Here is a 26,338-nt window from a genome sequence, read left to right as displayed (position 1 = left end):
TTTCTCCTGATTACTCAGAGGGCCTGGCGGTTTCCTCCCCGGAAGACGGCTCAGCTCCCTGGCTGCTTTCCTGGCCAGGACCTGCCTGTCCGCTGTTCTCACCGCTGGTTTTACGGGGCAGCGCCGACACCGGAGCAGACCCGGGACCCTTTCCGGTCCCGTCCCCCTCCTCAGCCGCAGTGGGAACCGCATCCGGCAGGCCGCTGCCCTCGCCGTCATCCCCGCCGGGCATATATTCATCTGTCTCGTACTGCCTTTGCGTCTCAGCCGGAGTCTCCTCTGTCCCCTCTGCGCCTTCCGCCTCGGTTTCAGGCTCATTTATGCCCTCGGAGGAAGGCAGGCTCTCCTGGATTGCCTCGTTTTCAGGAAGGTCCTTGGTGGGGAATATATTTAAATAAGGAAGAATTTCCGTCATAATCTTGGAGAAAACAGCGCTTGCGTAGGAACTGTGGGCCTGCTGTTCTCCCGGCGGATAATTGGGCGTGTCAATGACCACATACACAAATACCTGGGGGTCCTCAATGGGTGCAAACCCGGCAAAGGATACCAGATAATTCTTGGCGTTTCTGGGCTGCTTCTCCGCCGTACCTGTCTTGCCTCCCACATCGTAGCCAATGACCTGGGCCGCCTTTCCCGTACCGGTTTCAACGGTCTGGAACATGGCATTCTTCAGGAAATCAGAGGTGGACTGGGATACTGTCTCTCGCACCAGCACAGGCTCCTTTTTCTCCACCACAGACCCCTGTTCATTGAGAATCTGCTTTACCACATGGGGCTCATAGTAGGAACCGCCGTTTAAAACAGAGCAGAATGCAGCGGACAGCTGCACCATGGTACAGTTGTAGTTCTGGCCAAAGGCATTGGTAGCCAGGTCCGTCGGCCCGATGTTGTCCGCATTGTAAACCAGACCGTCCGCCTCACCGGGCAGGTCAATGCCTGTCTTGTCTCCAAATCCGAATATGCCCTGGTATTTTGTAAAGCGCTCCCTTCCTATCATGGCTCCAATGCGCATCATAGCCACATTACAGGACTGCATCAGGGATTCCTGAAGGTTCAGCCACCCATGGCCGCCCCTGCGCCAGGCCGTACATTTGATATCATAGTCTCCCACATGGAGGTAGCCGGTACACTCAAAGTTTTCATTTCCCTTAAGCACCCCTTCCTCCAGGCCTGTGGCAACAGTGAATATCTTGGAAGGCGAACCGGGCTCATAGGTATCGCTGACACAGAAATTCCTCCAAATCTGGTTCCAGGCCACCTGCTGTCCATAGGAAATCACATCCTCCCTGGAAAAATGCTCCAGCACCTGGTCCTCGGTAATGACTGCCCCGTCATTTTCCCGCCGGTACACAGCCGCCGCCTCCTTTTTTCCCAGGTCAAACAGGTCCTGCTCCGTATAGCCGGACACGTCCCTTGGATTATTCAGGTCGAATTTATTGCTGGTTCCCATGGCCAGAATTTCCCCGTTATTGGGATTCATGACAATGACAGCCGTTACCTTGCTGCCCACGTTGGTCTGCCACTCGTCAATGTATTTCTGTACAATGTTCTGGATATTCACATCAATGGTGGATACCACTGTGTTGCCGCCCACGGCCGGCTTTACCACGCCCTCCAGGTTGGAGTCCTGGTCCAGGTATCCGTATTCCCGCCCATTGACCCCAATCAGGCTGCTGTTGTAATACTGCTCAATGCCGCCCGTACCCACGCTTCCGTCGCTGCTGGTAAATCCAACCACATTGCAGGCCAGGGAATTATAGGGGTAAATGCGCTTATATTCATCCTCAAACCAGATGCCCTTAACCCGCTTCCTGGCCTCCGCGTCGTTATCGCTCTTGCGGTAAGCCTCATTTGTCTCCCTGGCCATCTGTTCAAAGGCCACTCTCTGGTCATAGGTGAGCTGGCGCCCCTTGTTATATCTGAGATACGCTGTCTCCCTGCGCTCCTCAATCAGGGTCCGCAGCTCTCCCGCGTCAAAGCCAAAGCTGGTGACCAGGGCCTGGATAGTAGGTTCCAGAAAGTTTTCCGGGTCCGACATAATCTGGCCCGGGTCAATAATCAGGTTATACACCTTCTCGCTGGTAGCCAGGTAAGTGCCGTTCCTGTCCACAATGTCGCCCCGCCTGTAGGGGATAATACGGCTGTCATACTCCTGCTGGCGCTGGGAGAGGACGATTTTATTATACTGCTCATTGTTGTCCTTGATGATTCGGTACAGAATCATTACCAAAGCAAATAAAGCCAGCGTAATCACCAGGACGGTGATTGCCAGCTTCTCTTGTATATACTTGGGATAATAATACTTCCCGCGTTGGTTATTCCGTTGTTCGTTTCTGTATTGCTCCTGTTCCCTGGGGCCGTTTCCGCTGTCCTTCCTGCTGCCGCTGCTGCCTTTCCCCATACGGCCCCCGGATTTAGTGTTCCGGGATGTCTTCATACTGTCTTACATACTCGCTTTCTGTCTTGTCATATAACAGCACCTGGTCCTTCTTGGCGTACACCATTCCCAGCTCCTTGGTGGCAATCTCATATATCTTGTTGAGGTCGATGCTGGTATTGATGCTGGTCTCAAGGGCGTCGTTCTCCGCCTTAAGCTGTTCCAGCTCCGCCTCCATCTGCTCAATATGATGCATCCTGGCCGTGATGGAGGACTGCACATGGAGGTAGTTAATACAGAGGTATAAGGTAAATACAGACGCAATCGTAAGCATGATGACATATGGAAGGTCCATATACATGGCCCGCTCCTGATTGCGGCGAATCCGGTGGTTACTCCGGACCGACTGGCTGCCTGATGGTTTCCCCGGCCTTGTCTCCTGCTTTGGAGCAGTCTGGGGCCTTAGCTTTGGTGCGGCAGAACCCTGCACATAATCATTGCCGTACATGGGTCTGGTGTTTCTGTGTGTATTCCTGCGTCCTGACGACGCCTGCGCCCTTGCAGCCATAACCTTATCCTCCCTTCTATCTGAATCTGGCGGCGGTTACCGGCTTTGGCCGGCCTTCCTGCCACCTGCTGTCTTTCGTATCCTTATAACCGGAAAAACACCTGTCTTATGACTATGCTTCTCTCCGTTCAAAGACGCGCAGCTTAGCGCTCTTAGAACGGCTGTTTTCTTCCAGCTCTTCTTCTGACGGCAATATGGGTTTTCTGGACACCACTTTCCCCTTGCTCTTCCGCCCGCACACGCAGACAGGAAACTCAGGAGGACAGATACAGGGATTTTCGTTTAACCGGAACCGGCTCTTCACAATCCTGTCCTCCAGCGAATGGAAGGTAATGATACTGAGACGGCCTCCCGGATTCAGAAGGTCTATCATGGTATCAATGGACTGCTCTAAAACCTCCAGTTCATGATTACACTCAATCCGGATGGCCTGGAAAGTCCGCTTGGCCGGATGGCCTCCCGTTGCCCTTACCCTGGCCGGAATGGCTCCCTTGATGATTTCCGCCAGTTCCCCGGTTGTCTCTATGGGGTGTTCCCCTCTTGCCCTTACAATGTGCTTTGCTATGTTCTTTGCAAAATTATCCTCTCCGTAATCCCGGATAATCCTGTACAGCTCCATCTCGCTGTAAGTATTAATAATATGGGCGGCTGTGATTTCGTTCCTCTGGTCCATCCTCATGTCAAGAGGCGCGTCCTCACGGTAGGTAAATCCCCTGGAAGCCGTGTCCAGCTGATAGGAGGACACTCCCAGGTCCAGGTAAATTCCGTCCACTCCCTGGATTTCCAGTTCCTTCAGTACTTCCTTAATATTGGCGTAATTGCTTCTGACAATGGTCACCTTGTCCTGAAATGGCAGAAGCCGTTTCCCGGCCGCCTCTATGGCGTCCGCATCCTGGTCTATTCCAACCAGCCTTCCGCTGCCCAAACGCTTACACACCTCATAGGCATGTCCGCCGCCGCCCAGGGTGCCGTCCACATACAAGCCTCCCGGCTTGATGTTCAGACTCCCCACTGTCTCATATAAAAGTACGGACTTATGTACAAATGTTGATTCCTCCATTAAATTCCCAAACCTTCCATATGTTCTGCAATCTCTTCCATATCATCAAAGGTGTTTGCATCCAGCCATTTATCCTTACTCCATATTTCAATGCGGCTGCCCACACCTACCAGTACTGCATCCTTCTCGATTCCGGCAAATTCCCGAAGAACGGCCGGAAGGAGAATCCTTCCCTGCTTGTCTACTTCACAGGTGGTAGCTCCTGCTAGGAGGAAACGTGAAAACTTACGTCCGGCGGCATTGGTAAGAGGCAGTGTGCGAAGCTTTTCTTCAAGGGCAGCCCATTCTGAATTCTCATACACAAAAAGGCAGTTATCAAGGCCCTTCGTAACAACGAATTCATCGCCTAACTGCTCTCTGAATTTGGAAGGTACGATAAGCCGTCCCTTCGCATCGACTGTATGATTGTACTCACCCATGAACATAACTTATCACCTGCCGTACACCGGAGCGGTAGTGGACAGCTGTGGGAGACATCCGATATCCCCCACTTCATCCACTTAACAACCATCTTCTACCACTTTGCACCACTTTCTACCACTTGTATGTCCATCATAGTACAGATTTTGGGAAATGGCAAGAAGTTTTTACGGAAATCTTATAAAAAAATTGCGAAAAAATAAGGCAGCTGCGGGCTTTTCCGCAACTGCCTCTATATGTGGGACGAGTCCCCCACCAGACACAAAATATTGATTTTTTCAGCCTTTGATGCCCCTGGTGGGGACCCATCCCATGTTTTTTCGCCGCCACTTTCCTTCCGCTTTCCCAAAAGTGGGGAAGCGTACATGCCTTAGACGGTTTCCTCCACTTTGTCCCCCTTTTTCGGGTGACGGTGGCGGTAAAGAATCACGGCCGCCGACACGCCCACCAGCACAGCCGACAAAAGCTGTGACACGGCAAATCCTGTTCCCGGAATCTTCAGCTGGTCTGTCCTCAGTCCTTCAATCCACACCCTGCCCAGTCCGTATCCAAAGAAATACACCCACAGCATCTCCCCTTCAAACTTCTTGCGTTTCCTGTACCACAGCATGAATATCAGCACGCCCAGGTTCCACAGGGATTCATACAAAAAAGTGGGATGCACCTGAATATAGGAAATCCCATGCTCCACAATCTCATTGTCCACAAGCTGCTGGGATATCATGGCGGGGTTTACCAGACTCTTACGGATGCGCATGGCAAACAGGTTATCCGTATACCCGCCAAAGGCCTCGCAGTTGAAGAAATTCCCCCACCTGCCGATAATCTGTCCCGTAATCAGTCCCAGGACGCCGCTGTCAGCCATGGAAAAAAAGGACAGCTTCCTTACCCTGGTAAATACAATAAGGGTCAGGGCCGCCGCAATCACTCCCCCGTAGATAGCCAGTCCTCCTGCCCTGAGGTTAAATATCTGCAGCAAATCATCCTTATAATTAGCCCAGTCAAAAATAACATAATAGGCCCTGGCTCCCATAATGGAAAAGATGATGGCATAAAGTGCAAAATCCAGATAAATATCCGGATTCTGTCCCCTTCTCCTGGCATCCGAACACGCAATGGCCATGCCGGCCAGCATCCCCAGTCCTATGATGATACCGTAAAATGCAATCCTGAACCCAAACACTGTAATGCTGTTGGGTAGATGCTCTATGGTAATACCCAGATTCACAAAACTCAAATCTGCTCCCGTAACTGCTTCCATAAAGATAATCTCCTTCCTATGTGATATACTTCCCCATTTTACCCCGAAGCAGTATAAAAAGCAAGAAGGTATTTACCAGCCAAAAACCTACCGGGCACCCAGGGCAGCCATGGTCACATAGTTATACGGCTTATTAAAATGGGGTAGGAAGAATAAGTCAAACAGCTTCAGCTTATCAATGGTCACCTGTTCCTCCACTGCCATGGAAAACATATGAATGCCCATGGAAACATCGTAATCCGAGCACATCTGGGCTCCCAGGATGATTCTGGATTTCCTGTCATACACAATGCGTATCTTCACCTTATGGTTCCCGTTCTCCATGAACTCCGCCTTCTGCCAGTCCTCATAATCCGCTGCCGCTGCATCGTATCCCATCCGTTCTGCCCTGGCCAGGCTGATTCCCGTGCTGAGCATATGGAGCCCCCATATACTGATGCCGTTGGACCCCTGCACCCCCACGGATTCCAGAACCTTGCCGCAGGCATTGTGGGCCGCGATAATGCCGGAGCGCACCGCATTGGTAGCCAGTGCAATATAATCCGCTGCCTGTATGGCATTATTATAAACCGTGGCGCAGTCCCCCACCGCATACACTCCCGGCACGCTGGTTTCCTGCCTGCGGTCCACCAGAAAAGCACCGTTGCCAAAGGTTCTGAGCTTTCCCTGCCCAAGGTCCGTGTTAGGCTTAAACCCAATGCCGAACACCACCATATCAGCCTCATGGCATCCCTGGTCCGTGACCACCCGTTCCACCCGTCTGCCTCCTTCCAGTCTGATCACCTTCTCCCCGAAAGCCAGTTTCACACCATGCTCCCTGAGATTGTGCGCCATCCTGTCAGAAAACTCCCGGTCATAATACCCGGACAGGCAGGTATCCGCCAGGTCAATCAAAACCACCTCCCTGCCGTTCCTCTTAAAAGCCTCAGCCAGTTCCACCCCAATATATCCCGCGCCCACCACAGCCACTTTCTGAATGGAGGTATCCTTAAGCTTTTCAATTACATCCCTGGCATTCTGATACAGCTTCACAAACTGCACATTATCCAGATCCATCCCCTCAATCTCAGGACGAAGCGGAACCGACCCCGTTGCCAGAATCAGCTTATCATAGGCCTGCACATAGTCCTCACCATCCTTTCCCCTGGCATACACAGTCTTACCGTCAAAATCAATTCTGGTAACCTCTGTCTCCATATGAATGACAGCGCCCTTTTCCTCAAAGGCCTCCTTACTGGAGTAAAACAACCCTTCAGGCCCCGAAATCTGCCCGCCAATCCAAAGGGCCATGCCGCACCCCAGAAAACTGATATTAGAGTTCCTGTCAAAAGCCACCACCCGTTTCCCCGGAAACTGGTCCAATATAGTATTCAAAACCGCCGTCCCCCCATGATTCGCCCCAACGACGACAATTGTTTCTTCCATAGATAATAACCTCCTGCAATCTTATCATTTACAATCCTTCATAATTACCAAAACAATATAATCCTCATCACTAAAATCCAGTCACAACTATTGTTGCCAAAAAGCGCCAATATTATAAATCCCAATAAAAATGTGTTAAATAAAAGGTGCTGTACAGAATATATCTAATTGAAGGTACTATATATAACGCACTATATATAATAAGAAGTAATCCTATATAAGGATGAGCTGACTGCAGCTAACCTTCCTGAGCCAATCTTATTTTGCGAGAAAAAATCTCATCTATTAAAAACATACTTTCCTGCCATCAAAATCAGTTTCTTCTGCATCACCTTAAACCCTCTCCATTTGTTATGTGAGAATACTTCTCCTCGTTATCATTCATCTCCTTTTCATCAAGCATAGAAATAATTCTTCGTGAGAAAATCCTTCACAGCTCTTCAGATATTCCATCTTCCCATATCAACCTTCTATCAACCTTCTCCCGCAGCACTCTCCCACAACATTCCCTCATAATATTTCCCCATAGCATTCACCCATAACATTATCCCCTGAGATTTTCCGCGCCCCATCTATACGAGAAAAAATCTCGCGTATTACATTATACAAAACTCCGCCTCATTCCCTCCCTCTCACTCAGCGTACGCGTCCTCTCTCCTTGTGGTGGGATGAGTGAGCGGACGGTCAGCAGACCAGCCGGAAAATGAGCGGGCGGGGGCGGGGAGATTTGACGATTTTTACTGAGGGCCGCTGTCTCTTAGGCTGAACCGGGGGCGAAGCAGGGGGCGGCTGAGGGCCTGCACGGCCCGAAGACGGCGGCACATGGAGGAGAAATCATCAAGATTTCTCCGTAATTTGCCGCTGTACCCCTGCTTTGTCCCCGGTTCAGCCTTAGAGACAGCCCCCGAGGGAACCATGAGTCAAATCTCCCCGCCCCCGCCCGCTCATTTTCCCGACCCTCTCCCCCGTCCGCGTCCCCCTCACACCACACATTTTCCCCTTTAATTTCCCTATCATTTATGATATGATAATAAAGCTGTAATAGAATCAGAACGCCCCGCCAGAAGCCCGGGCGTATTTGAACCATCATATATCACATACAGATAGGAAGGTAATCATATGAAATTAGGTATCGTAGGACTCCCCAACGTCGGCAAGAGTACCCTCTTCAATTCTCTGACAAAGGCAGGTGCGGAATCAGCCAATTATCCGTTCTGTACCATTGACCCCAACGTAGGCGTTGTTCCGGTTCCCGACGTGCGTCTGGACAAGCTCACCGCCATGTACAGCTCAGAGAAAACAACCCCTGCTGTCATCGAGTTCGTGGACATTGCCGGCCTGGTAAAGGGCGCTTCCAAAGGCGAAGGTCTGGGCAACCAGTTCCTTTCCAACATCCGTGAGGTGGACGCCATTGTGCATGTAGTGCGCTGTTTTGACGACCCCAATGTCATTCACGTGGACGGCAGCATTGACCCTCTCCGTGACATTGAAACCATTAATCTGGAGCTGATTTTCTCCGACATTGAGATTCTGGAGCGCCGCATTGCCAAGCAGTCCAAGGGCGCATTCAACAACAAGGAGCTGGCAAAGGAAGTTGAGCTGTTAAAGGCCATCAAAGCCCACCTGGAGGACGGAAAGCTGGCCCGCAGCTTTGAGCCCGAGGACGATGATGCCAGGGAGTTCATCAATACCCTGAACCTTCTTACATGGAAACCTGTTATCTTTGCCGCCAATGTAGCGGAGGATGACCTTGCAAACGACGGAGCCGGCAACCAGTATGTTCAGGCTGTCCGCGGGTTTGCTGATGAGAACAACTGTGAAGTATTCGTTATCTGCGCTGAGATTGAGCAGGAAATAGCTGAGCTGGACGACGATGAGAAGAAAATGTTTTTAGATGACCTGGGCCTTACGGAATCCGGCCTGGAGAAGCTGATTGCAGCCAGCTACCGCATTCTGGGCCTTATGAGCTACCTGACAGCAGGTCCCCAGGAGAGCCGTGCATGGACCATCAAGGTAGGCACCAAGGCGCCTCAGGCAGCAGGTAAGATTCACAGTGATTTTGAGCGCGGCTTCATCCGCGCCGAGGTAGTCAATTACGATGACCTGATGGCATGCGGCAGCATGAACGCGGCCAAGGAAAAGGGTCTGGTACGTTCCGAGGGCAAGGAATACGTCATGAGGGACGGGGATGTGGTCCTCTTCCGTTTTAATGTATAATACAGCCTGCAAGGCTGGCTTTGAATATACTCATAAGAGTTATGGGATTCTGATACGAATCCTTTCACGATTCACATGTCAGTGGAAAAACCGGCATCATCCGCCATCATAAACCATGGATGATGCCGGTTTTTCCTTCTCTTCCCCGACTCCACGGAGCGTTTGTTGTATTTATATGCCATATGGACTATGATAAACAAGGAGGTGAAAAACATGGATTGCAGCAAAGTAGGAAAATTAATTTATACGCTGAGAACGGAAAAAGGAATGACCCAGAAATCCCTGGCCCATGCAATGAACATCAGCGACAGGACCATTTCCAAATGGGAGCGGGGCATTGGATGTCCTGATGTCTCCCTGCTTCAGGAGCTTTCAGATGTCTTGGGGGTAAATATTGAAAAAATACTGTTGGGCGATTTGGAACCCAATGAAAAAGATGGAGGAAATATGAAACGAATTAAATTCTATATGTGCCCTGTCTGCGGCAATGTGATAACAGGCACAGGCATGGCGGAAATCTCCTGCTGCGGCAGGAAGCTGAATCCCCTGAAGGCCAGACCGGCAGACCTGTCCCACCATGTGTCCGCGGAGGAGGTGGAAGGTGATTATTACATCACTCTGGAACATGATATGGAAAAACAGCACTACATTACATTTATGGCATACGCTGCCTGGGACAGGGTGCTTTTAATTAAGCTGTACCCTGAACAGGCAGCCCAGGCACGCTTTCCCAGGACTCATCACGGAATGCTGTATATCTGCTGCAGCAGCCACGGGCTTTTCTCAACCAGTCTGTAGGCCCTTTTTCCAAAATCCCATTGACATTGCTCTCTGTATCTTGTATGATACTCCATAGACCGACGGTCGGTCTATAGAATAGGAGGGCAGAACATGGCACGCATTGTTAAAGAAGCGGATGAGCGGAAAAATGAAATCCTGGACGCGGCAGAAAGACTTTTTACGGTAAAAGGATATGGGAAAACCACTATCCTAGATATTCTGGAGCAGGTAGGCATTGCAAAAGGTACTTTTTACTATTATTTTAAATCCAAGGAAGAGGTGATGGACGCCATCATAGAACGTTTCATTGAGCAGGATGTACAGAAAGCACGGCAGATTGCCCTGGATAAAGGACTGACGCCCGTGCAGAAATTCTGCGGTATCATAGCAGCCCAGCAGCCGCGGACAGACGGGCCCAAGGACCGGATGATTGAGGAATTCCATCTGCCGGCCAACGCGCAGATGCACGAAAAAAGCATTGTGCGCTCCATCCTGGCGCTCTCACCTATCCTGGGCCAGGTGGTGTCCCAGGGCGTGGAGCAGCATATATTCTCCACGGAATATCCCCTGGAAGCCATACAGATACTGCTGGCCTCCGGCCAGGTACTGTTTGATTCCTCCATGTTTGCATGGACGCCAGCGGAGATGGAGCAAAAGGTAAATGGATTCATAGCTGCCATGGAAGCTGTCCTGGGCGCTGAAGCCGGAACCTTTGAGCCCATGAAACAGATTCTGGCCGCAGGAAACACCATTGCGCCGGAGTCCCGCCAGAAACCGGAGTCCTGCCAGAAACCGCAGCCCTGCCAGAAACCGAAGTCCCACCAGAAACCGCAGCCCCGGTCAGGGAGGGAAGAATAATGGCAAATCATCCCTCATCCGGCAGCATAAATATAAACAGCGTCAATTTCCGCCTTATGGTAATCGGACAGATTATTTCCATCCTGGGCTCGGCCCTGCTGCGGTTCGCCCTGTCTCTCTATGTATTGGATATAACGGGGAGGGCCGACATCTATGCCACCCTTTATGCATTCTCCAACCTTCCTCTGCTGATTTCTCCTGTGGGCGGAGCCATTGCCGACCGTTTCAACAGACGGAATCTGATGGTGCTCTTCGACTTTACCAGCAGCGCCGTCATCTTCATGTACTACTTAAGCCTCCGCCTGGGAGGGACTTCCATTCTTCTTACAGCCGCTGTCATGATGCTGCTTTCCGTCATCAGCTCCATGTATGAACCAGCGGTAACAGCCAGCATTCCCCTACTGGTAAAGGAAGAACATCTGGAAGGCGCCAACGGTCTTGTAAACGGAGTCCAGGCCCTGTCCAATGTGGCTGCTCCCCTGATTGGCGGCATGTTCTACGGTATATTCGGAGTAAGGGCCCTGGTGTTTATCAGCGGAACCGCCTTTTTCTGTTCCGCCATACTGGAGCTGTTCATCCGCATCCCCTTCCACAAACGTGAATTCACCAGACCTGTCCTTCCCACCATGGCAGCTGACCTGAAGGAAGGTTTTTCCTATGTGGTCCGAAATCCCCTTATACTGCGCTCCATGGTTCTGGCAGCCCTGATGAATCTGATTCTGACTCCCCTTTTTGTGGTGGGAGGCCCTGTGATTTTAAGGGTTGCCATGAAAAGCACCGATGCCATGTACGGCATCGGCATGGGAACCATCAATCTGGCAACCATATTGGGCGCCCTGTCCATCGGAGCCGTGGCTGGGAAGATGCGCATGGATAACCTTTACCGCCTGCTGGCAGCCATCACCCTGCTGATTCTTCCCATGGCCCTGTCTGTGACCCCTGCTCTGATTAGCTGCGGCTTTTATCCGTCCTACCTGTTATTCCTGGCATGCGCCGTGCCCATTGCCATGATTATGACCATCATCTCCATCTTCATTGTCACAAAGGTCCAGAAAGAAACCCCCAACGAAAATCTGGGAAAGGTGATGGCCATTATCACGGCGGCAGCACAGTGTGCGGCTCCCCTGGGGCAGCTGGTCTGCGGGTTTATCTTCCAGACCTTCTCGGCAAGGCTTTTTCTTCCGGCCCTGTTTATATGCATTGCCATGGCATTGGTTTCCCTGGCTGCCAGACATCTGTGGGCGGAAATCACAGTCTCTTAATCCGCAGGCCTTTTCTTCCTGGCAGCCATCATATAGCGGTGGATGGTCCCGTCAACAGAGCCGTGTGACTCCAGAAGGTCCTGGGCAGCAAACAGTCTGTCCAGGCAGCCATCCACGGAAAAGCCCGGAAATTCCCACTCAATGATTTTGGCAAACCAGACAAGGGCTCCCACGTCAAAAAAACGTATGGGGCGGAAGGCCTCGCCTTTTTCCATGATTTCAAAGCCTGCCCCGGTAAGGGTCCGTGACTGCAGCTTCAGGTTCATTCCTGGAAAGGGCTTGGGCGTGCCCGGCAAAAGCAGCTCTGCCAAATCCCTGTCATTCTCCTCCCCCACCTGCTGGGTTATGAATATACCTCCCGGCTTCAGGATGCGGTACACTTCCTCTGCAGCATAATTCCCATGACGGTTTATGACCATATCAAAACAGCTGTCCGGAAACGGCAGAGGAAGATTTCCCGACGCCTCCCTGAAATCAATTCCCAGAGGCGCCAGACGTTTCCGGCACAGCTCTGCATTGGGCGGATATGCCTCAGTGGCACTGGTCCTGCCGTATGGATGGCCCAGCGACAGGAGAAACTCGCCTCCCCCTGTGTCCATATCCAAAAGATAGTCCCGGTCTTTAAGATGGGACAGGATAATTGTCCTGTAATCCCAGGGCAGGCCGCCCTCCTCCCTGTACCTGTCTTCTATGTGCGAAAAATCCCACCCGTGAATGTAGGCCAAAGCCTCCTCGGCTTTCCATATCTTTTTTAATTCCTCAGTCTTCATAGCGCTGCTCCTTTCCCTATTCATCACCTGGTTCCATGGATAGGGCGCAGCCCCGGAAATGACAGCCTGATTCTTTCATCCCGACACAATGGCTGTCTGCCTTAAGGCTGCGCCGGGTAGTTATCTGACATGCTTTTTCTCATAATTCCTCCTTGCCGGCCACAAAACAGGCCTGTGTGTCTGCTGCTATCAGCACGTATCCCTGTCTGATTCTCCAATTGTCCTTACAGCTTCGGGATGTAATCATTATACTCCCTTATGCCCGAAGGGGTAAATACATAAGGCTTTTCCGGCTGTTTTCAGCATATTTTTTTGTATTATAAATAAAAACAATAAGATTTCGTGTTTTCACCCTATTTTTATATCTGAAACCGTATTTTCTTGCTTTTTCCATTTTTTTGTGGTAGATTAGTTGATATTATTCAGACCAAAGCCGTATCCCTCACACTACATTACGGCTGCGGGGAAATGAGGTATCATTATGGAACTGGTAAGCAGTATCGTGGAAGGCATCAATAACTGCCTCTGGGGCATTCCCATGATTGGCCTTCTCTTCGGAACCCATCTCTTCCTCACCTTCAAAACAGGATTCATCCAGCGCATGACCTTTACGGGTATCCGCCTGTCCGTCACCAGGGACCAGGATACCCACGGTGATATCAGCCAGTTTGCGGCCCTCACCACCGCCCTGGCCTCCACCATCGGCACAGGAAATATCATAGGCGTGGGTACGGCCATAGCCCTGGGAGGACCGGGCGCCGTGCTCTGGTGCTGGCTCACAGGCGTATTCGGCATCGCCACCAAGTACGGCGAATCCCTGATTGCAGTAAAGTACAGGGTGCGCACCAAGGACGGAACCATGCTGGGAGGCGCCATGTATGCTCTGGAACGCGGTCTTAACATGCGGTGGCTGGGCATTGCTTTCGCAGTCCTTGGAACCCTTACATCCTTCGGCATAGGATGCGGCGTGCAGGTCAATGCCATATCCAGCATTGTAAACAGCAATGTTGCCCCTGCCGTCATGGCCGGCTCCGGAAGCCTTAAGGATATTCTGGATACATACCCCTGGGCCATCAGCCTGGCAGTGGGTCTTGTCACGGCAGCTATCACCTGTCTGGTAATTTTCGGGGGCGTAAAATCCATTGCCAGGGTATGTGAAAAGCTGGTTCCCTTCATGGCCTTTTTCTACGTGGCGGGCTGCCTTGTGATTCTGTTCATCAACCGCGCCTTCCTGGGCCAGACCTTCTCCCTTATCATTAAGAGCGCCTTCACAGAGGTCCGTTCCATTGCCGGCGGCCTGGCCGGGACCGGCATCATGATGTCAGCCAGGTACGGAATTGCCAGAGGTCTCTTTTCCAATGAATCCGGCATGGGTTCCGCTCCCATTGTGGCCGCTGCCGCCCAGACCCGCAACCCGGTGCGCCAGGCTCTGGTATCTGCCACCGGCACCTTCTGGGATACGGTTGTGGTGTGTCTCATGACCGGACTGGTACTGGTCAGCAGCATCATTGGCCATGATGCCATAAATGTGGCCAACCTGTCCGGCGGCGGGCTGACCAACGCAGCCTTCAGCCTGATTCCATACATCGGGCAGCCCATACTCATCGTGGGCATCATTACCTTTGCCTATTCCACCATTCTGGGCTGGTCTTACTACGGCGAGCGCTGCCTGGAATATCTGATGGGCAAGCGGGGTGTAATCCCCTATCGTGTGGCATGGATTGCAGTGCTGGTGGCTGCCCCGGTCATTCAGCTGGAGCTGGTGTGGTCCATTGCCGACACCCTCAATGCGCTGATGGCTGTTCCCAACCTGATTGCAGTCCTGCTTCTGTCCGGTGTGATTGCCAGAGACACCAGATATTACCTGGCGCACCTGGATGAAAAGGATAAAACCCCGATTCCCCTGGTCAGCGACCAGGGAGTCCTTCCCTTTTTCAAACAATAAACAGAAACGGGAGCACGCTGATTGCCAGTGCTCCCGTTCCTGTTTATTCGCTGTCATCCTTATGGTCCTTGGTTATGCTGCCCAGCACCATCACCGCCGCCATGATGATGATAATGGCAGCAAAGATTCCGCCCATGCCTTTTCCCATGATTTCCAGGGCAATTCCCACATGTTCCATATTCATATGCTTCCTCCTTTGCCGCAATGCGCAGAGCCTGTCTGCACCTGCCTCCCTTGTCCTACAGATACTGGGATACAATGCTGATGACCAGTCCGCCTGCAATGACCGATGCCACCTGGCCCGATACATTGGTGCCCGCTGCCTGCATCAGTATGATGTTGCCCGGTTCCTCCCTGGCAGCCATCTTCTGCACCACCCTGGAAGACATGGGGAAGGCGGATATGCCGCAGCCCCCAATCATTGGATTCACCGGTTTCTTACCTGCCATTTTAAGGAATACATTTACCAGCTTTGCAAAGAGCACGCCGCCGATGGTATCGAATACAAAGGCCACCAGTCCCAGAATCATAATCATCAGAGTGGCCGGATTCACAAACTGCTCCGCCCTCATGCTGAATGAAATGGTAATGCCCAGAAGCAGGGTGATGATGTTGGCAAATTCATTCTGGGCTGTCTGGCTCAGACTGCCCAGGACGCCGCATTCCCGAAGTAAATTCCCAAACATGAGGAAACCTACCAGAGCCACGGACTGAGGCGATATAAGCCCCACTATCATGGTCACTGCAATGGGAAAAGCAATGCGCAGCTGCCGGTTCACGCTCTTGGGATTGTACTCCATATGGATGCAGCGCTCCTTCCTGGTGGTCACCAGGCGGATGGCAAAGGGCTGGATAATGGGAACCAGGGCCATATAGGAGTAGGCCGCCACCGCTATGGGGCCGATGTACCTGGACCCCAGGACCTGGGATACCAGGATGGAGGTGGGTCCGTCCGCCGCGCCGATGATGCCGATGGAGGCAGCGTCCCTCAGGTCAAAGCCCATAAGACATGCAATGAGGATGGCTGCAAAGATTCCAAACTGGGCCGCTGCCCCGAAAAGGAACAGTACTGGCTGGCTCAGCAGCGGTCCAAAATCAATCATTGCGCCAATTCCGATAAAAAGCAGGATTGGCATTGCCTCCGACGCCTCGATTCCGGTCTTGAACAGCCATTCTATGATTCCGGCCGCAGGAATCTTTCCCTGTACCATCTGGTCCACCACGCCGGAATAAGGCAGGTTCACCAGTATAGCGCCAAAGCCCAGGGGCAGAAGAAGCGAAGGTTCGTATTCCTTCTTAACCGCCAGCCAGATAAGGATGATTCCCACCACATACATGACGGCCTGCTGCCAGGTTACCGCCGTAATGCCCTCCAACAGAAAACTCATTTACTTTCCCTCCTTTGTATCATACCCTGTACATCACTCTTCCGGTTCCTTTTTCGTCTCCTTAAGGGTCAGCTTCACCCACTGGATAACCCTGTCTTCCATTTCCAATATCTCATAATCAGCTTCCGGTGTCATAACTGTCAGGGGAAGCTGTTCCCGGGACGGTATATATCCCAGCTGCTCCATTAAGTATCCGGACAGGGTATCGCAGGAACTGTCCATATGCAGATGCATTTCTTCTTTTAAATCAAACAGGGGAATGCCGCCTGACACCCGGTAAACCTTATGGGGTTCCAGCTCCGTAAGCTCCGGCTCCTCCTCCTCATAGTCGTCATGGATATCTCCCACGATTTCCTCAATCAGGTCCTCCAGGGTAACCATGCCGGACACGCCGCCGTATTCGTCAATCAGAATCGCCAGTTTTATTTTATTTGCCTGCATCTCCCGGAACAGGGCGTCTGTCCTGCGGTTCTCAGGCACAAAATAGGCCGGCTTTAAAAGGGAACGGACATCCAGTTTATCAAAGGAAGTCCTCCTGGCCTCTATGGTCAGTGTCTTGGTGGACAGGATGCCTATGATATTGTCAATCTCACCTTCGTACACAGGAATCTTGGAGTGCATGGATTCCAGAATCTCATCCAGGAACGCCTCCAGGGGCTCACCTATGTCCAGGGCCACCATGTCCTGTCTGGGCACCATCACTTCCTTGGCCCGCTTATCGTCAAAGGAAAATATGGATGTAATCATCTCCTTCTCAATGTCATTGAACACGCCTGCCTCGCTTCCGGTTTCCAGCATGGACTTAATTTCCTCCTCGGACACATCTGTCTCCAGGTTCTCATTGTGCATGCCAATCAGCTTCAGGAAGCCGCTGGTGGACAGGGAAAGCAGCTTTATAAAGGGATTCATAATACGCGATATATAGTAAATGGGACGTACGCAGAACAGGCTGAAGGCCTCTGCTTTCTGCAGGGCAATCCGTTTGGGCACCAGCTCGCCGAACACAAGGTTGAAATAGGCCAGGATAACGGTCACCACAACGCCTGCCAGGGTCTGGCTGTAGGGCACGTTCCGCTGGGCCATCCGCACCGCCAGCACCTGGGCGATACCGGTAGCCGCAGACGCACTGGAGAAAAAGCCTGCCAGGGTAATGGCCACCTGGATGGTGGAAAGAAATACCGTTGAGTCCTTCATCAGGCGCTCGATGAGCGCTGCGTTTTTGCTGCCCTGCTCGGACAGGCGGTGGATTTTGTTCTTATTGACAGATACCACTGCCATCTCGGAGCCTGCAAAGAATGCATTGATTAATGTCAGGATGACTAAGATTGTGATTTGGAATAAAATATTGGCCGCTTCAGGGTCAGATTCCATGGTGAATGATTCCTCCTTCATATTACATAGATTGATTTGTTTCAAGGACTATTATACATAAAGATTGGCAAAATGTCAGCTAAAGATTCCATTAAGATGAATGGCTGGGAGCAGGACAGCTCCCAGGGGAATCAATCCAGGGGCTGTATGTAGAAATTTCCCACCACGTCGCTGGAATTAATGACATTCACGAACGTATCCGGATACTGCTCCCGTATCCGTTTCTTCATCTTCCTCACGTCGCTGTCCGAAAGCACGGTATAAATCAGGTATTTCTTGTTGGCTGAATAGGAGCCAAAGCCCTTTAAAATCGTGCTGCTGTGATTGGTCAGCTCCAGCAGGTCAGCGGACACGGCCGCCGGGTTATCTGTTACAATGAGCAATGTTTTTTTCTTATATTTCTTGTAAAAGGTGTTGATGACCTGGGTGTTGCAGAACTGGAAAATAATGGAATACAATGCCTTATCCATTCCAAAAATTCTTCCCGATATCAGGATAATAACTGCGCTGAATAACAGCATGTAATTGAAGGTGGAAACCTTGTATTTTGCCGACAGCGACATGGCGATAAAATCCGTTCCGCCTCCGCAGGCCCTGCTGTTAAGGACCAGGCTCATGCCCAGGCCGTTCAGTATACCGCCGAATACAGATATCAGCAGGATGTCCCCTGTGATGGGAACCACCGGCAGCTCATCCACCAGCACCGACACGGTCAGCAGGCAGATGCAGGACAGAATTGTAAATTTCTTTCCCACCAAGCGGTAGGCGAACACGGCCGGCACCGCGTTAAAAAGGACGTTCAGAAGGGTAAATGATATCTGGACATCGTAAAAGGTAAGGCCGATTCTCTGAATCAGCTTGGCCAGGCCGGTAAATCCTCCCGGCACCAGCTCTCCCTGTTCCACAAAAGTATTCATATTGACAGCTACAATCAGGCTTCCCAACAGGATGCAGAGAAAGGCCGCCGCGTCCTTCCTCTTCCTGTTTTTGTTCTGCTGCTTCATATTCTCCTGATACAATTCAGACATCATCTGTCCGTCTCCCATATGTCCGCCCCCTTTTCCTGCGCCCTTTATCCTCTGACAAACTGGGCATTGTAAATATCCGCGTAAAAACCGTTCATTCCCAAAAGCTCCTCATGCCTGCCCTTTTCCACAATCCGGCCGTCCCGCATGACCAGAATCACATCCGCCTCCCGGATGGTGGACAGCCGGTGGGCCACAATAAAGCTGGTCCTGCCCTCCATCATCCGCGCAAAGGCTTTCTGGACTTTGATTTCAGTCCTGGTGTCAATGGAGGATGTGGCCTCATCCAGTATAAGCATGGGAGGAAGACACAGCATGACCCTGGCAATGCAGAGCAGCTGTTTCTGTCCCTGGGACAGGTTTCCTCCGTCCTCGCTGATGACGGTGCCGTATCCGTCCGGCATCCGCATGATGAATCCGTGGGCATGGGCCTGTCTGGCTGCCTGGATGATTTCCTCCTCAGAAGCCTCCGGATGTCCGTAGGCTATATTGTCCCGGATAGTGCCGGATTTCAGCCAGGTATCCTGAAGCACCATGCCGTAGCTGGTCCTCAGGCTCTCCCTTGTTACATTCCGTATGTCGGTCCCCTCCACCTCAATTGCGCCGGAGTCCACATCGTAAAAACGCATCAGCAGATTGATAATGGTGGTCTTGCCGCAGCCCGTAGGCCCTACGATGGCCACCCGCTGGCCGGGCTGTACCGACAGGTTGAAATCCTCAATCAGCTTTTTCTCAGGCGTATAGGAAAAGCACACCTGCTTAAGCTCCACGCCGCCCTTTACGTCACAGAGCACCTCTGCATCCTCCCTGTCCTCTATGATGGTCCTCTCATCAATCAGTTCAAACACGCGGGCAGCGGACGCAAGGGCATTCTGCAGCTCTGTCACCACCCCCGATATCTCATTAAAGGGCTTTGTGTACTGGTTTGCATAGCTTAAGAAGCTGGTCAGCTGTCCCACGGTGATAAATCCCCGGATGGCCCCGTAGGCGCCTGTAATCCCCACCGCAGCATAGACCAGGCTGTTTACAAACCGAGTGGCCGGGTTGGTGATGGATGAAAAAAAGGTGGCTCTCAGGCTGTATCCGGCCAGACGGTCATTGATTTCCTCAAACTCCTTCTGCGCCTCCTCCTGATGGCCAAAAGCCTGGACCACCTTCATATTGCCTAACATCTCATCGGTCAGGGAGGTCAGCTCTCCCCTTGTCTCAGACTGTTTCCGGAACATGACAAAGGTTTTTTTTGCGATGAAGCTGGCCACAAACAGGGAGATGGGAGTCAGCACCACAACCACTGCCGTGATGGCAGGCTGGATGGAAAGCATGAACAGCAGGGTGCCTGCTATGGTCAGCAAGCCTGTGAACAGCTGGGTAAAGCCCATGAGAAGTCCCTCTGAAAACTGGTCTATGTCCGCTATAATCCGGCTTATGATGTCACCTGAAGGATGGACATCGATATAGCTTAAGGGCATTACCTCCAGATGGTTGAAAGCCCTGGTACGGATATCCTTCACCACCCGGTAGGTGATGATGTTGTTGATATGGTTCATAAGCCACTGGGAGACAGAGGTAATGGCCACAGCTCCCAGTATTTTCATGAGAATGCCCTTTAAACCGGCGAAATCCACATGGCCGGACGAGACAATACGGTCCACGGCCTGGCCTGTCAGAATGGGCACGTAAAGGGTAAGGGCCACGGTGACGAGGGCCAGGAACAGGGAAAAGATAACGCTCCACCTGTACTGGCTGATATATTTCAGGATTCGCTTCAGGGTCTCCCTGCTCCTGTTTTTGTCCAATGCCTGTTTTTTACTGCTCATCCCGTTCCACCTCCTCCTTTGAAAGCTGGGAAAGACAAATTTCCCTGTATACCTGGCAGTCCTTAAGAAGCTCCTTATGGGTGCCCGCGCCTGCCAGATGTCCCTCATCCAGCACCAGGATGGTGTCCGCCCCCTTAATGGTAGTTGCCCGCTGGGATACAATGAATACCGTCATATCCCTGGTATTCTCCCGGATGGCCTTTCTCAGCCTGGCGTCCGTGGCAAAATCCAGGGCCGAGGCGCTGTCGTCCATAATCAGGATTTCCGGCTTTCTCACCAGGGCCCTGGCTATGGCCAGCCTCTGGCGCTGTCCGCCTGAGAGATTACGGCCTCCCTGGTCAATGTGAAGGTCCAGCCCCTCTCCCTTTGAATCCACAAATTCCCGGGCCTGGGCCGTATCCAGGGCCTGGTAGATTTCCTCATCCGATGCATCCTGTTTTCCCCAGCGCATGTTGTCGCGGAGGGTACCCTTAAACAGCACGGACTTCTGCGGGACCACTCCCGTCTTCTCTCTCAGCGTGTCCAGGGAATAATCCTTTACATCTGTTCCGTCCACCAGCACCTGCCCTGGGGCTGCATCGTAAAACCTGGGAATCAGGTTCACCAGGGTGGATTTGCCGGAGCCGGTTCCGCCTATGACGCCTATGGTCTGCCCGGCCATGGCCCGGAAGGAAATACCCTTTAAAGCCGGCTCCTTGGCGCCTGCATACACGAATTCCATATCTTTAAATTCCACCTTTGGAATCCGCGGCCCGCGCTCCCCATCTGCAGACATCCCGTCCTCACGGGACCCGGCGTTTACGGTTTCCGTTCCATCCATTTTCCCCTTATCCTCAATGCTGCTCTCCACCCGGAATATACTGTCCACCCGGTTCATGCAGGCAGTGGCCTTGGAAATAATGATAATCAGGTTCGCCATCTTTATAAGCTCCACCAGAATCTGGGACATGTAATTCACCAGGGCAATCACCTTGCCCTGGGTGATAATCCCTCTGTCCACCTGTTCCGCTCCCACCCAGATAACTGCCACCACAGCAATATTTATGATGACATAGGTCACCGGGTTTAACAGGGCTGATATCTTTCCCACAAACACCTGCATCCTGACCAGGTTTCCGTTTTCCCGGTCAAATTTCTCTGTCTCGCTTTTCTGCCTGTTAAAAGCGCGGATGACACGTACGCCCAGCAGGTTTTCCCTGGTGGTCAGCAGCACCTTGTCCAGCTGCCTCTGTACGGATTTATAGAGAGGCATGCTGACCGCCATAATACCGAACACCACCACGCAGAGCACCGGTATGGTGACCACAAAAACAAAGGCCGAGCGCACATCCACGGTAAAAGCCATGACCATGGCGCCGAACACCACAAAGGGCGAGCGCAGCAGCAGGCGCAGCGTCATGTTGATACCGCTCTGCACCTGGTTTATGTCGCTGGTCATCCTTGTGATAAGCGTGGCCGTGCCCACTGTGTCTATCTCTGTATAAGACAATCTTCCTATATGGGAAAACAGGTCATTGCGCAGGGAGGTGGCTGCTCCCGTAGCTGCCTTTGCAGCAAAATACTGGGCTGTCAGGGAACAGGTCAGTCCAATGAGGGCCAGCAGCACCAGCACGCCCCCCATTTTAAGAATGTATCCGGTGTCCCTGCCCCGGATGCCCACGTCCACCATGCGGGCCACCACCAGCGGCACGAACAGCTCAAAGCTGGCCTCCAGCATCTTAAACAGCGGGCCCAGTATGCTCTCTAACTTGTAGTCCTTCATATAGCTGAACAATCGTTTCATAATTGTCTTTCACTCCTCTGCCGGAATCCATTGTATTTTTTCACACTGCCTGGTATTATAACATAGAATCAACCATATATAAAATATTGTTTTTGTATATATAATATACGTTTAACGAATAGGAGGTACCGTCCGCAGGTTTTATCCAAAGGACAAAAACAGCCTGTCCCCTATCCAAAGGACAGGCACAGGCCAATCACTCCGCTGTTTCCCCGGGAAACAGCTCCTTCCAGAAATAATTGATTTCCGCCCCGAAAAACAGGATGCACATGCAGAAATAGAGCCACAGAAGCAGCAGCACAATGGCAGTCAGGCTTCCGTACATATAGGAGTAATTCTTTCCCCCGATATGGCTGAAGTACAGGGAAAAGGCAAAGGAAAAGGCCATCCATCCCACGGTGGAGAACACGGCTCCCGGAAGCTGGTCCCTGAGCTTCAGCCTCTTATCCGGCACAAAGGTATAAATTCCAAGGAAAAATATAATCAGTATCATCAGCGCCCATAAGGCCCTGAAATTAATAATGTGGGTGGTCACGTCCGCCAGGATGGGAAAACGGCTCACCATAAATGCCTGAATCATGTTGCCGAACACCAGCAGGCCCAGGGACAGGATGCACACCAGGATGAACACAATGGTGTAGCCCGAGCAAATCAGCCGGTTAATCACATACCAGCGTTTTTCCCCGTGTCCGTTTACCCGGTTAAGCCCTCTGGCCACGCTGAACATGCCGCGTCCCGCGGACCACAGGGCCGTGATGGCTGTGACGGAAATCATGGTTGCAGGGGATTTTAAGGACAGGTCATTTACCACCCGGAACGCCAGGGACTTGTAGTCCACCGGCACCAGGCCCACAATCAGCTCCATAAACCTGGCATTGCTGATGCTTGGAATCATCTGGATTGCTGTCAGCAGCAGCATGATGAACGGTACAACGGAGAGTATGATAAAAAAGGAGACCTGGGCCGCATAGACCGTCATCTCATCCTCAGCAAATTTATCATATACCCTTTTTCCCGCCACGATTATTCCAAACATAAAACCTCCACTGCTGTTAATATAGTTCCCTGAAACTGCCCTCTTCAATCACCGGAATGTCTTCTGCTTCCATATGTTCAATGTGTATGAACCTTCCCTGCTCCAGATTCCTTAAGAATCTGCCCATTGCCAGCGGGTCTCCCTGGACCTCCATCTCCACATCGCCGTTCCAAAGATTCTTCACCCACCCGGTAAGTCCCAGCGGACGCGCCAGGTAGCAGGCGGTGTACCTGAAGCCCACCCCCTGCACCCTGCCGGAAAATATGATATGTTTTCTGACCTTTTTCATACATCTGTTACCCGATTACATTTCTGGGGGTTCCATCCAGATATTGTACCACATTGTCAAACACAATAACAGCACGTTTTACCAGGGCCTCCCTGGTGGCAAAGGCCACATGGGGCGTCACGATGGTATTGGGCGCCAAAAGCAGCGGATGGTCCTTCCTGACCGGCGGCTCGTTTTCAAACACGTCAATGCAGGCGCCTGCAATACGGCCTTCCTTCAACGCCTTGGCCAGGGCATCGCTGTCAACCACAGGCCCTCTGGCCGTGTTGATTAACACTGCGTTTTTCTTCATCCGTCCGATGCGCTCCTCATTTATCAGCGCCCTGGTCTCCTCAGTGAGAGGGGTGTGGATGGAAACCACGTCGCATTCAGACAATAATGTCTCCAAATCCACATAGCGGATTCCCGGCACGTCCTTGGCTGTCCTGCTGTAAGCCAGCACCTGGCATCCGAAGGCCTGGGCTATGGCTGCCACCCGAAGGCCGATGGCCCCGGTTCCAACCACGCCGAACTTCTTACCCTCCAGCTCAAATCCCACCAGACCGTCCTTGGTGCCTTCCTCACGGCATACCTTGTCGCAGGGTATCACATTCCTGTACAGGCTGATTAGCATGCCGAACACCAAATCCGCCACGGCGCAGGTGGAATAACCGGCGCAGTTGCAGACCGTGACACCGTTCTTCCTGCATACATCCATGGCAATGTGGTCCACGCCTGTAAACGCCACAGCCAGAAGCTTTAAGTTCCGGCACCCTTCTATGACCTGGGCATTCAGGGGCAGATTGGATACCACGATAATGTCAGCATCCTTTCCGCGCTCTATCAGCTCCGCTGTGTCCGTTGTCTTTGTGTTGTGGTACACAATCTCCACCCTGTCTCCCAGAGCTTCCCTTGCCATGGACAGCAGCTTTCCCTCTTCCACGCCCAGCGGCTCGATGATTACCATTTTCATTGTATTTTCCTCCGTATCCTGTTGTCAGCTCCCCGCAGGGGTGTCCTGACTTTTTATGCTATCCATTATATAGCAGGGAACGGGCTTTTACAATACATAAGATTTCCGCTGTTATTCCAATTCCACCAGAACCTCTATCTCACACGCGATTCCGCCCGGCAGCGCATTGGTTCCAATGGCGGAACGGGCGGGAAGTCCTGCTTCCTCACCGAACAGCTCTGCAATCAGGCCGGAGCCGCCGTTCACCACCTGGGGCTGCATGCCGAAGTCATCCGCACTGTTTACAAAAGCCAGTACCTTCACGAATCGTTTAATCCGGTTCAAATCCCCGGTCTTTTCATGTAAGTTTGCCAGCAGGTTCAGCATACAGTTATAAGCTGCTTTCTGCCCGTCCTCAACCGCCAGGTCCTTTCCCAGCTTGCCCACTACCGTGTTTCCGTTTCCCAGGTCCGGACCGCAGCCTGAGCAGTAAAGAAATTTATCGCCCAGCTCCTGTACCGGTGTATAAACACCGCCCTTGGCCGGCGGCTGCGGTAAGGTGATTCCTTTTTCCTTTAAAACCTCATATACGTCTCTCATTTCCATCTCTCCTTAATTATATGTAATTTAATATAAAACCTTATTAATGATGCCCTTATACAGACTCACGGCATCCCTCACCTGCTTTTCCCAGGTAAATTCCCCCACCGTATGGGCCTGGGCAATATCCCCCGGACCGCAGATGACGGTCTTGATTCCCTGTTCCACCAGAAAGCACTGCTCGCAGGATGCGTCAAAGGGCCGGGGGAATGATTTGATTCCCAGAAGTTTTTCCCGTTCCTTAAGGCACAGCTTCACAAACCAGTCATCCGGACTGGTTTCACCTCCCGGCATATAGAAATGCGGCGTCCTTTGGCAGCAGTCAAGCCCGGCCCGTTTAAACCCATTGTCCAGGAACTGTCCCGCCTGTTCATAATCCATGCCCGGGTGAATCCTGAAATCCAGAAGCAGCCGGACATTTCCCGGCACCACATTGTCCTTTTCATACCCTTCCATCATAGTGACAGCAATTCCGGGGGGCGGAAGAACCGGATGGACAATCTGTTTTAATTCCTGATTCATATCCCGGACTGCCTGAACCGCCCTGCATGCCCTGGTCACAGCATCATCCTCCTGTTCCGGAAGGGCCGCGTGTCTGGGCGCTCCTTTCACATCAATGTAATCCCTGGACACACCTCTGTGGGCAACCGCCACCTCCAGATTCGTGGGCTCGCCTATGACGGCGTAGCTGCCTCCGGCATGGGTCCTGAGATAGCTTAAGGTACCCAGATTGGAACACTCCTCATCCGCCACAAACAGAAGCTTCAGACAGCCCTTCATGGGTTCTTTCCTGGCGGCGCAGTCCATGGCGGCTTCACACATGGCAGCGATACCGCCTTTCATGTCGCTGGTTCCCCTGCCATACAGCCTGCCTTCCTTTTCTACCATGGAAAAGGGACTGCCGTCCCACTCTCCCACGGCCGGCACCACGTCCAGATGTCCGTTGAACATAAGTTCCGGTCCTTCCCCATCCCCCAGGACAGCAATCAGGTTTGCCCTGCTGCCGCCTAAATCCTGTACTTCGCACCGGAAACCCAGAGGTTTAAGGATTCCGGCCAGGTACTGGGCCGCGGGTTTTTCATTTCCAGGAGGATTGACGGTGTCAAAGCCAATCAGCTCCCTTAAAAGTTCTATGCAATCCACAAAATGCCTCCT

At 52.1% G+C, this 26,338-nt stretch carries 23 protein-coding genes; 5 read left to right on the top strand and 18 right to left on the bottom strand.

From position 1 onward, the window contains the following. Window positions 1-10: 10 nt before the first annotated feature. The 6 genes from I2H39_RS26080 to I2H39_RS26055 form a co-directional block, all read right to left on the bottom strand. The gene (locus tag I2H39_RS26080; RefSeq protein ID WP_195627909.1) at window positions 11-2,401 is read right to left on the bottom strand and encodes a penicillin-binding transpeptidase domain-containing protein; all 2,391 of its coding nucleotides are present in this window, start codon (window positions 2,399-2,401) and stop codon (window positions 11-13) included. 13 nt (window positions 2,402-2,414) lie between these two features. Then, a complete protein-coding gene (locus I2H39_RS26075) occupies window positions 2,415-2,945 on the bottom strand; it encodes a septum formation initiator family protein (protein WP_138308829.1) in 531 nt (176 codons plus the stop codon). 112 nt (window positions 2,946-3,057) lie between these two features. Further along, on the bottom strand, window positions 3,058-4,005 hold the full coding sequence (gene rsmH / locus I2H39_RS26070) for a 16S rRNA (cytosine(1402)-N(4))-methyltransferase RsmH (RefSeq protein WP_138308831.1): 948 nt from the start codon (window positions 4,003-4,005) through the stop codon (window positions 3,058-3,060). After that, on the bottom strand, window positions 4,005-4,430 hold the full coding sequence (mraZ, locus tag I2H39_RS26065; protein WP_002567056.1) for a division/cell wall cluster transcriptional repressor MraZ: 426 nt from the start codon (window positions 4,428-4,430) through the stop codon (window positions 4,005-4,007). The genes rsmH and mraZ overlap by 1 nt, the downstream gene beginning before the upstream one ends. Before the next feature lie 365 nt (window positions 4,431-4,795). Then, window positions 4,796-5,686: a prolipoprotein diacylglyceryl transferase gene (lgt, locus tag I2H39_RS26060; protein ID WP_195627908.1), complete on the bottom strand. Its 891-nt coding sequence runs from the start codon at window positions 5,684-5,686 to the stop codon at window positions 4,796-4,798. 87 nt (window positions 5,687-5,773) lie between these two features. After that, window positions 5,774-7,111 (bottom strand): FAD-dependent oxidoreductase, encoded by a 1,338-nt coding sequence (locus I2H39_RS26055; protein WP_138308835.1) that lies wholly within the window; start codon window positions 7,109-7,111, stop codon window positions 5,774-5,776. A 1,119-nt stretch (window positions 7,112-8,230) separates the two neighbouring features. Between I2H39_RS26055 and ychF the strand changes: the two genes are divergently transcribed. The 4 genes from ychF (at window position 8,231) to I2H39_RS26035 (ending at window position 12,228) form a co-directional block, all read left to right on the top strand. Further along, complete coding sequence (ychF, locus tag I2H39_RS26050; protein WP_195627907.1) at window positions 8,231-9,328, top strand: redox-regulated ATPase YchF; 1,098 nt, start codon at window positions 8,231-8,233, stop codon at window positions 9,326-9,328. 213 nt (window positions 9,329-9,541) lie between these two features. Further along, window positions 9,542-10,126 carry a helix-turn-helix domain-containing protein gene (locus tag I2H39_RS26045; protein WP_195627906.1) on the top strand — a complete coding sequence of 195 codons (585 nt, stop codon included), beginning with the start codon at window positions 9,542-9,544 and terminating at the stop codon, window positions 10,124-10,126. 93 nt (window positions 10,127-10,219) lie between these two features. Then, the gene (locus I2H39_RS26040; RefSeq protein WP_195627905.1) at window positions 10,220-10,966 is read left to right on the top strand and encodes a TetR/AcrR family transcriptional regulator; all 747 of its coding nucleotides are present in this window, start codon (window positions 10,220-10,222) and stop codon (window positions 10,964-10,966) included. Next, the gene (locus I2H39_RS26035) at window positions 10,966-12,228 is read left to right on the top strand and encodes an MFS transporter (protein WP_195627904.1); all 1,263 of its coding nucleotides are present in this window, start codon (window positions 10,966-10,968) and stop codon (window positions 12,226-12,228) included. Before I2H39_RS26040 ends, I2H39_RS26035 begins: the two co-directional genes overlap by 1 nt. Here the strand turns inward: I2H39_RS26035 and I2H39_RS26030 are convergent. Next, a complete protein-coding gene (locus I2H39_RS26030) occupies window positions 12,225-12,998 on the bottom strand; it encodes a class I SAM-dependent methyltransferase (RefSeq protein WP_195627903.1) in 774 nt (257 codons plus the stop codon). The genes I2H39_RS26035 and I2H39_RS26030 overlap by 4 nt on opposite strands. Before the next feature lie 481 nt (window positions 12,999-13,479). Here I2H39_RS26030 and I2H39_RS26025 point away from each other — a divergent pair, with 481 nt between their 5' ends. Beyond that, window positions 13,480-14,943 (top strand): alanine/glycine:cation symporter family protein, encoded by a 1,464-nt coding sequence (locus I2H39_RS26025; RefSeq protein ID WP_138308842.1) that lies wholly within the window; start codon window positions 13,480-13,482, stop codon window positions 14,941-14,943. A gap of 43 nt (window positions 14,944-14,986) precedes the next feature. On the opposite strand, the gene I2H39_RS26020 is transcribed toward I2H39_RS26025, so the two are convergent. The 11 genes from I2H39_RS26020 to I2H39_RS25970 all read right to left on the bottom strand — a co-directional run bounded on the left by I2H39_RS26020 (window position 14,987) and on the right by I2H39_RS25970 (window position 26,326). Continuing rightward, entirely contained in the window at window positions 14,987-15,127 is a 141-nt protein-coding gene (locus tag I2H39_RS26020; RefSeq protein WP_171042620.1) for a hypothetical protein, read from the bottom strand. 55 nt (window positions 15,128-15,182) lie between these two features. Continuing rightward, window positions 15,183-16,331 carry a sodium ion-translocating decarboxylase subunit beta gene (locus I2H39_RS26015; protein ID WP_138308844.1) on the bottom strand — a complete coding sequence of 383 codons (1,149 nt, stop codon included), beginning with the start codon at window positions 16,329-16,331 and terminating at the stop codon, window positions 15,183-15,185. A 33-nt stretch (window positions 16,332-16,364) separates the two neighbouring features. Beyond that, window positions 16,365-17,702, bottom strand: coding sequence for a hemolysin family protein (locus tag I2H39_RS26010; protein WP_138308846.1), 1,338 nt, complete (start codon window positions 17,700-17,702; stop codon window positions 16,365-16,367). 131 nt (window positions 17,703-17,833) lie between these two features. Further along, on the bottom strand, window positions 17,834-18,748 hold the full coding sequence (locus I2H39_RS26005; protein WP_138308849.1) for a YitT family protein: 915 nt from the start codon (window positions 18,746-18,748) through the stop codon (window positions 17,834-17,836). Between the two features lie 26 nt (window positions 18,749-18,774). Further along, on the bottom strand, window positions 18,775-20,544 hold the full coding sequence (locus I2H39_RS26000; protein WP_138308851.1) for an ABC transporter ATP-binding protein: 1,770 nt from the start codon (window positions 20,542-20,544) through the stop codon (window positions 18,775-18,777). Then, window positions 20,534-22,327, bottom strand: a complete 1,794-nt coding sequence (locus tag I2H39_RS25995; protein ID WP_195627902.1) for an ABC transporter ATP-binding protein — start codon at window positions 22,325-22,327, stop codon at window positions 20,534-20,536. The genes I2H39_RS26000 and I2H39_RS25995 overlap by 11 nt, the downstream gene beginning before the upstream one ends. 196 nt (window positions 22,328-22,523) lie before the next feature. After that, on the bottom strand, window positions 22,524-23,363 hold the full coding sequence (locus I2H39_RS25990; RefSeq protein WP_138308856.1) for a YihY/virulence factor BrkB family protein: 840 nt from the start codon (window positions 23,361-23,363) through the stop codon (window positions 22,524-22,526). Window positions 23,364-23,379: 16 nt separating this feature from the next. Next, window positions 23,380-23,652, bottom strand: a complete 273-nt coding sequence (locus I2H39_RS25985) for an acylphosphatase (protein ID WP_138308858.1) — start codon at window positions 23,650-23,652, stop codon at window positions 23,380-23,382. A gap of 7 nt (window positions 23,653-23,659) precedes the next feature. Continuing rightward, entirely contained in the window at window positions 23,660-24,604 is a 945-nt protein-coding gene (locus tag I2H39_RS25980) for a 2-hydroxyacid dehydrogenase (RefSeq protein WP_138308861.1), read from the bottom strand. Window positions 24,605-24,715: 111 nt separating this feature from the next. After that, window positions 24,716-25,183 carry a RidA family protein gene (locus I2H39_RS25975; RefSeq protein WP_330640857.1) on the bottom strand — a complete coding sequence of 156 codons (468 nt, stop codon included), beginning with the start codon at window positions 25,181-25,183 and terminating at the stop codon, window positions 24,716-24,718. Window positions 25,184-25,210: 27 nt separating this feature from the next. Continuing rightward, the gene (locus tag I2H39_RS25970; RefSeq protein WP_138308868.1) at window positions 25,211-26,326 is read right to left on the bottom strand and encodes a M20 family metallopeptidase; all 1,116 of its coding nucleotides are present in this window, start codon (window positions 26,324-26,326) and stop codon (window positions 25,211-25,213) included. Between the last annotated feature and the right edge of the window lie 12 nt (window positions 26,327-26,338).

Source organism: Clostridium sp. 1001283B150225_161107_B6 (assembly GCF_015556325.1).
Classification (GTDB): Bacteria; Bacillota; Clostridia; order Lachnospirales; family Lachnospiraceae; genus Enterocloster.
Note: the sequence above shows the minus strand (reverse complement) of the source record. Positions and strands in the feature narration are given on the sequence as shown.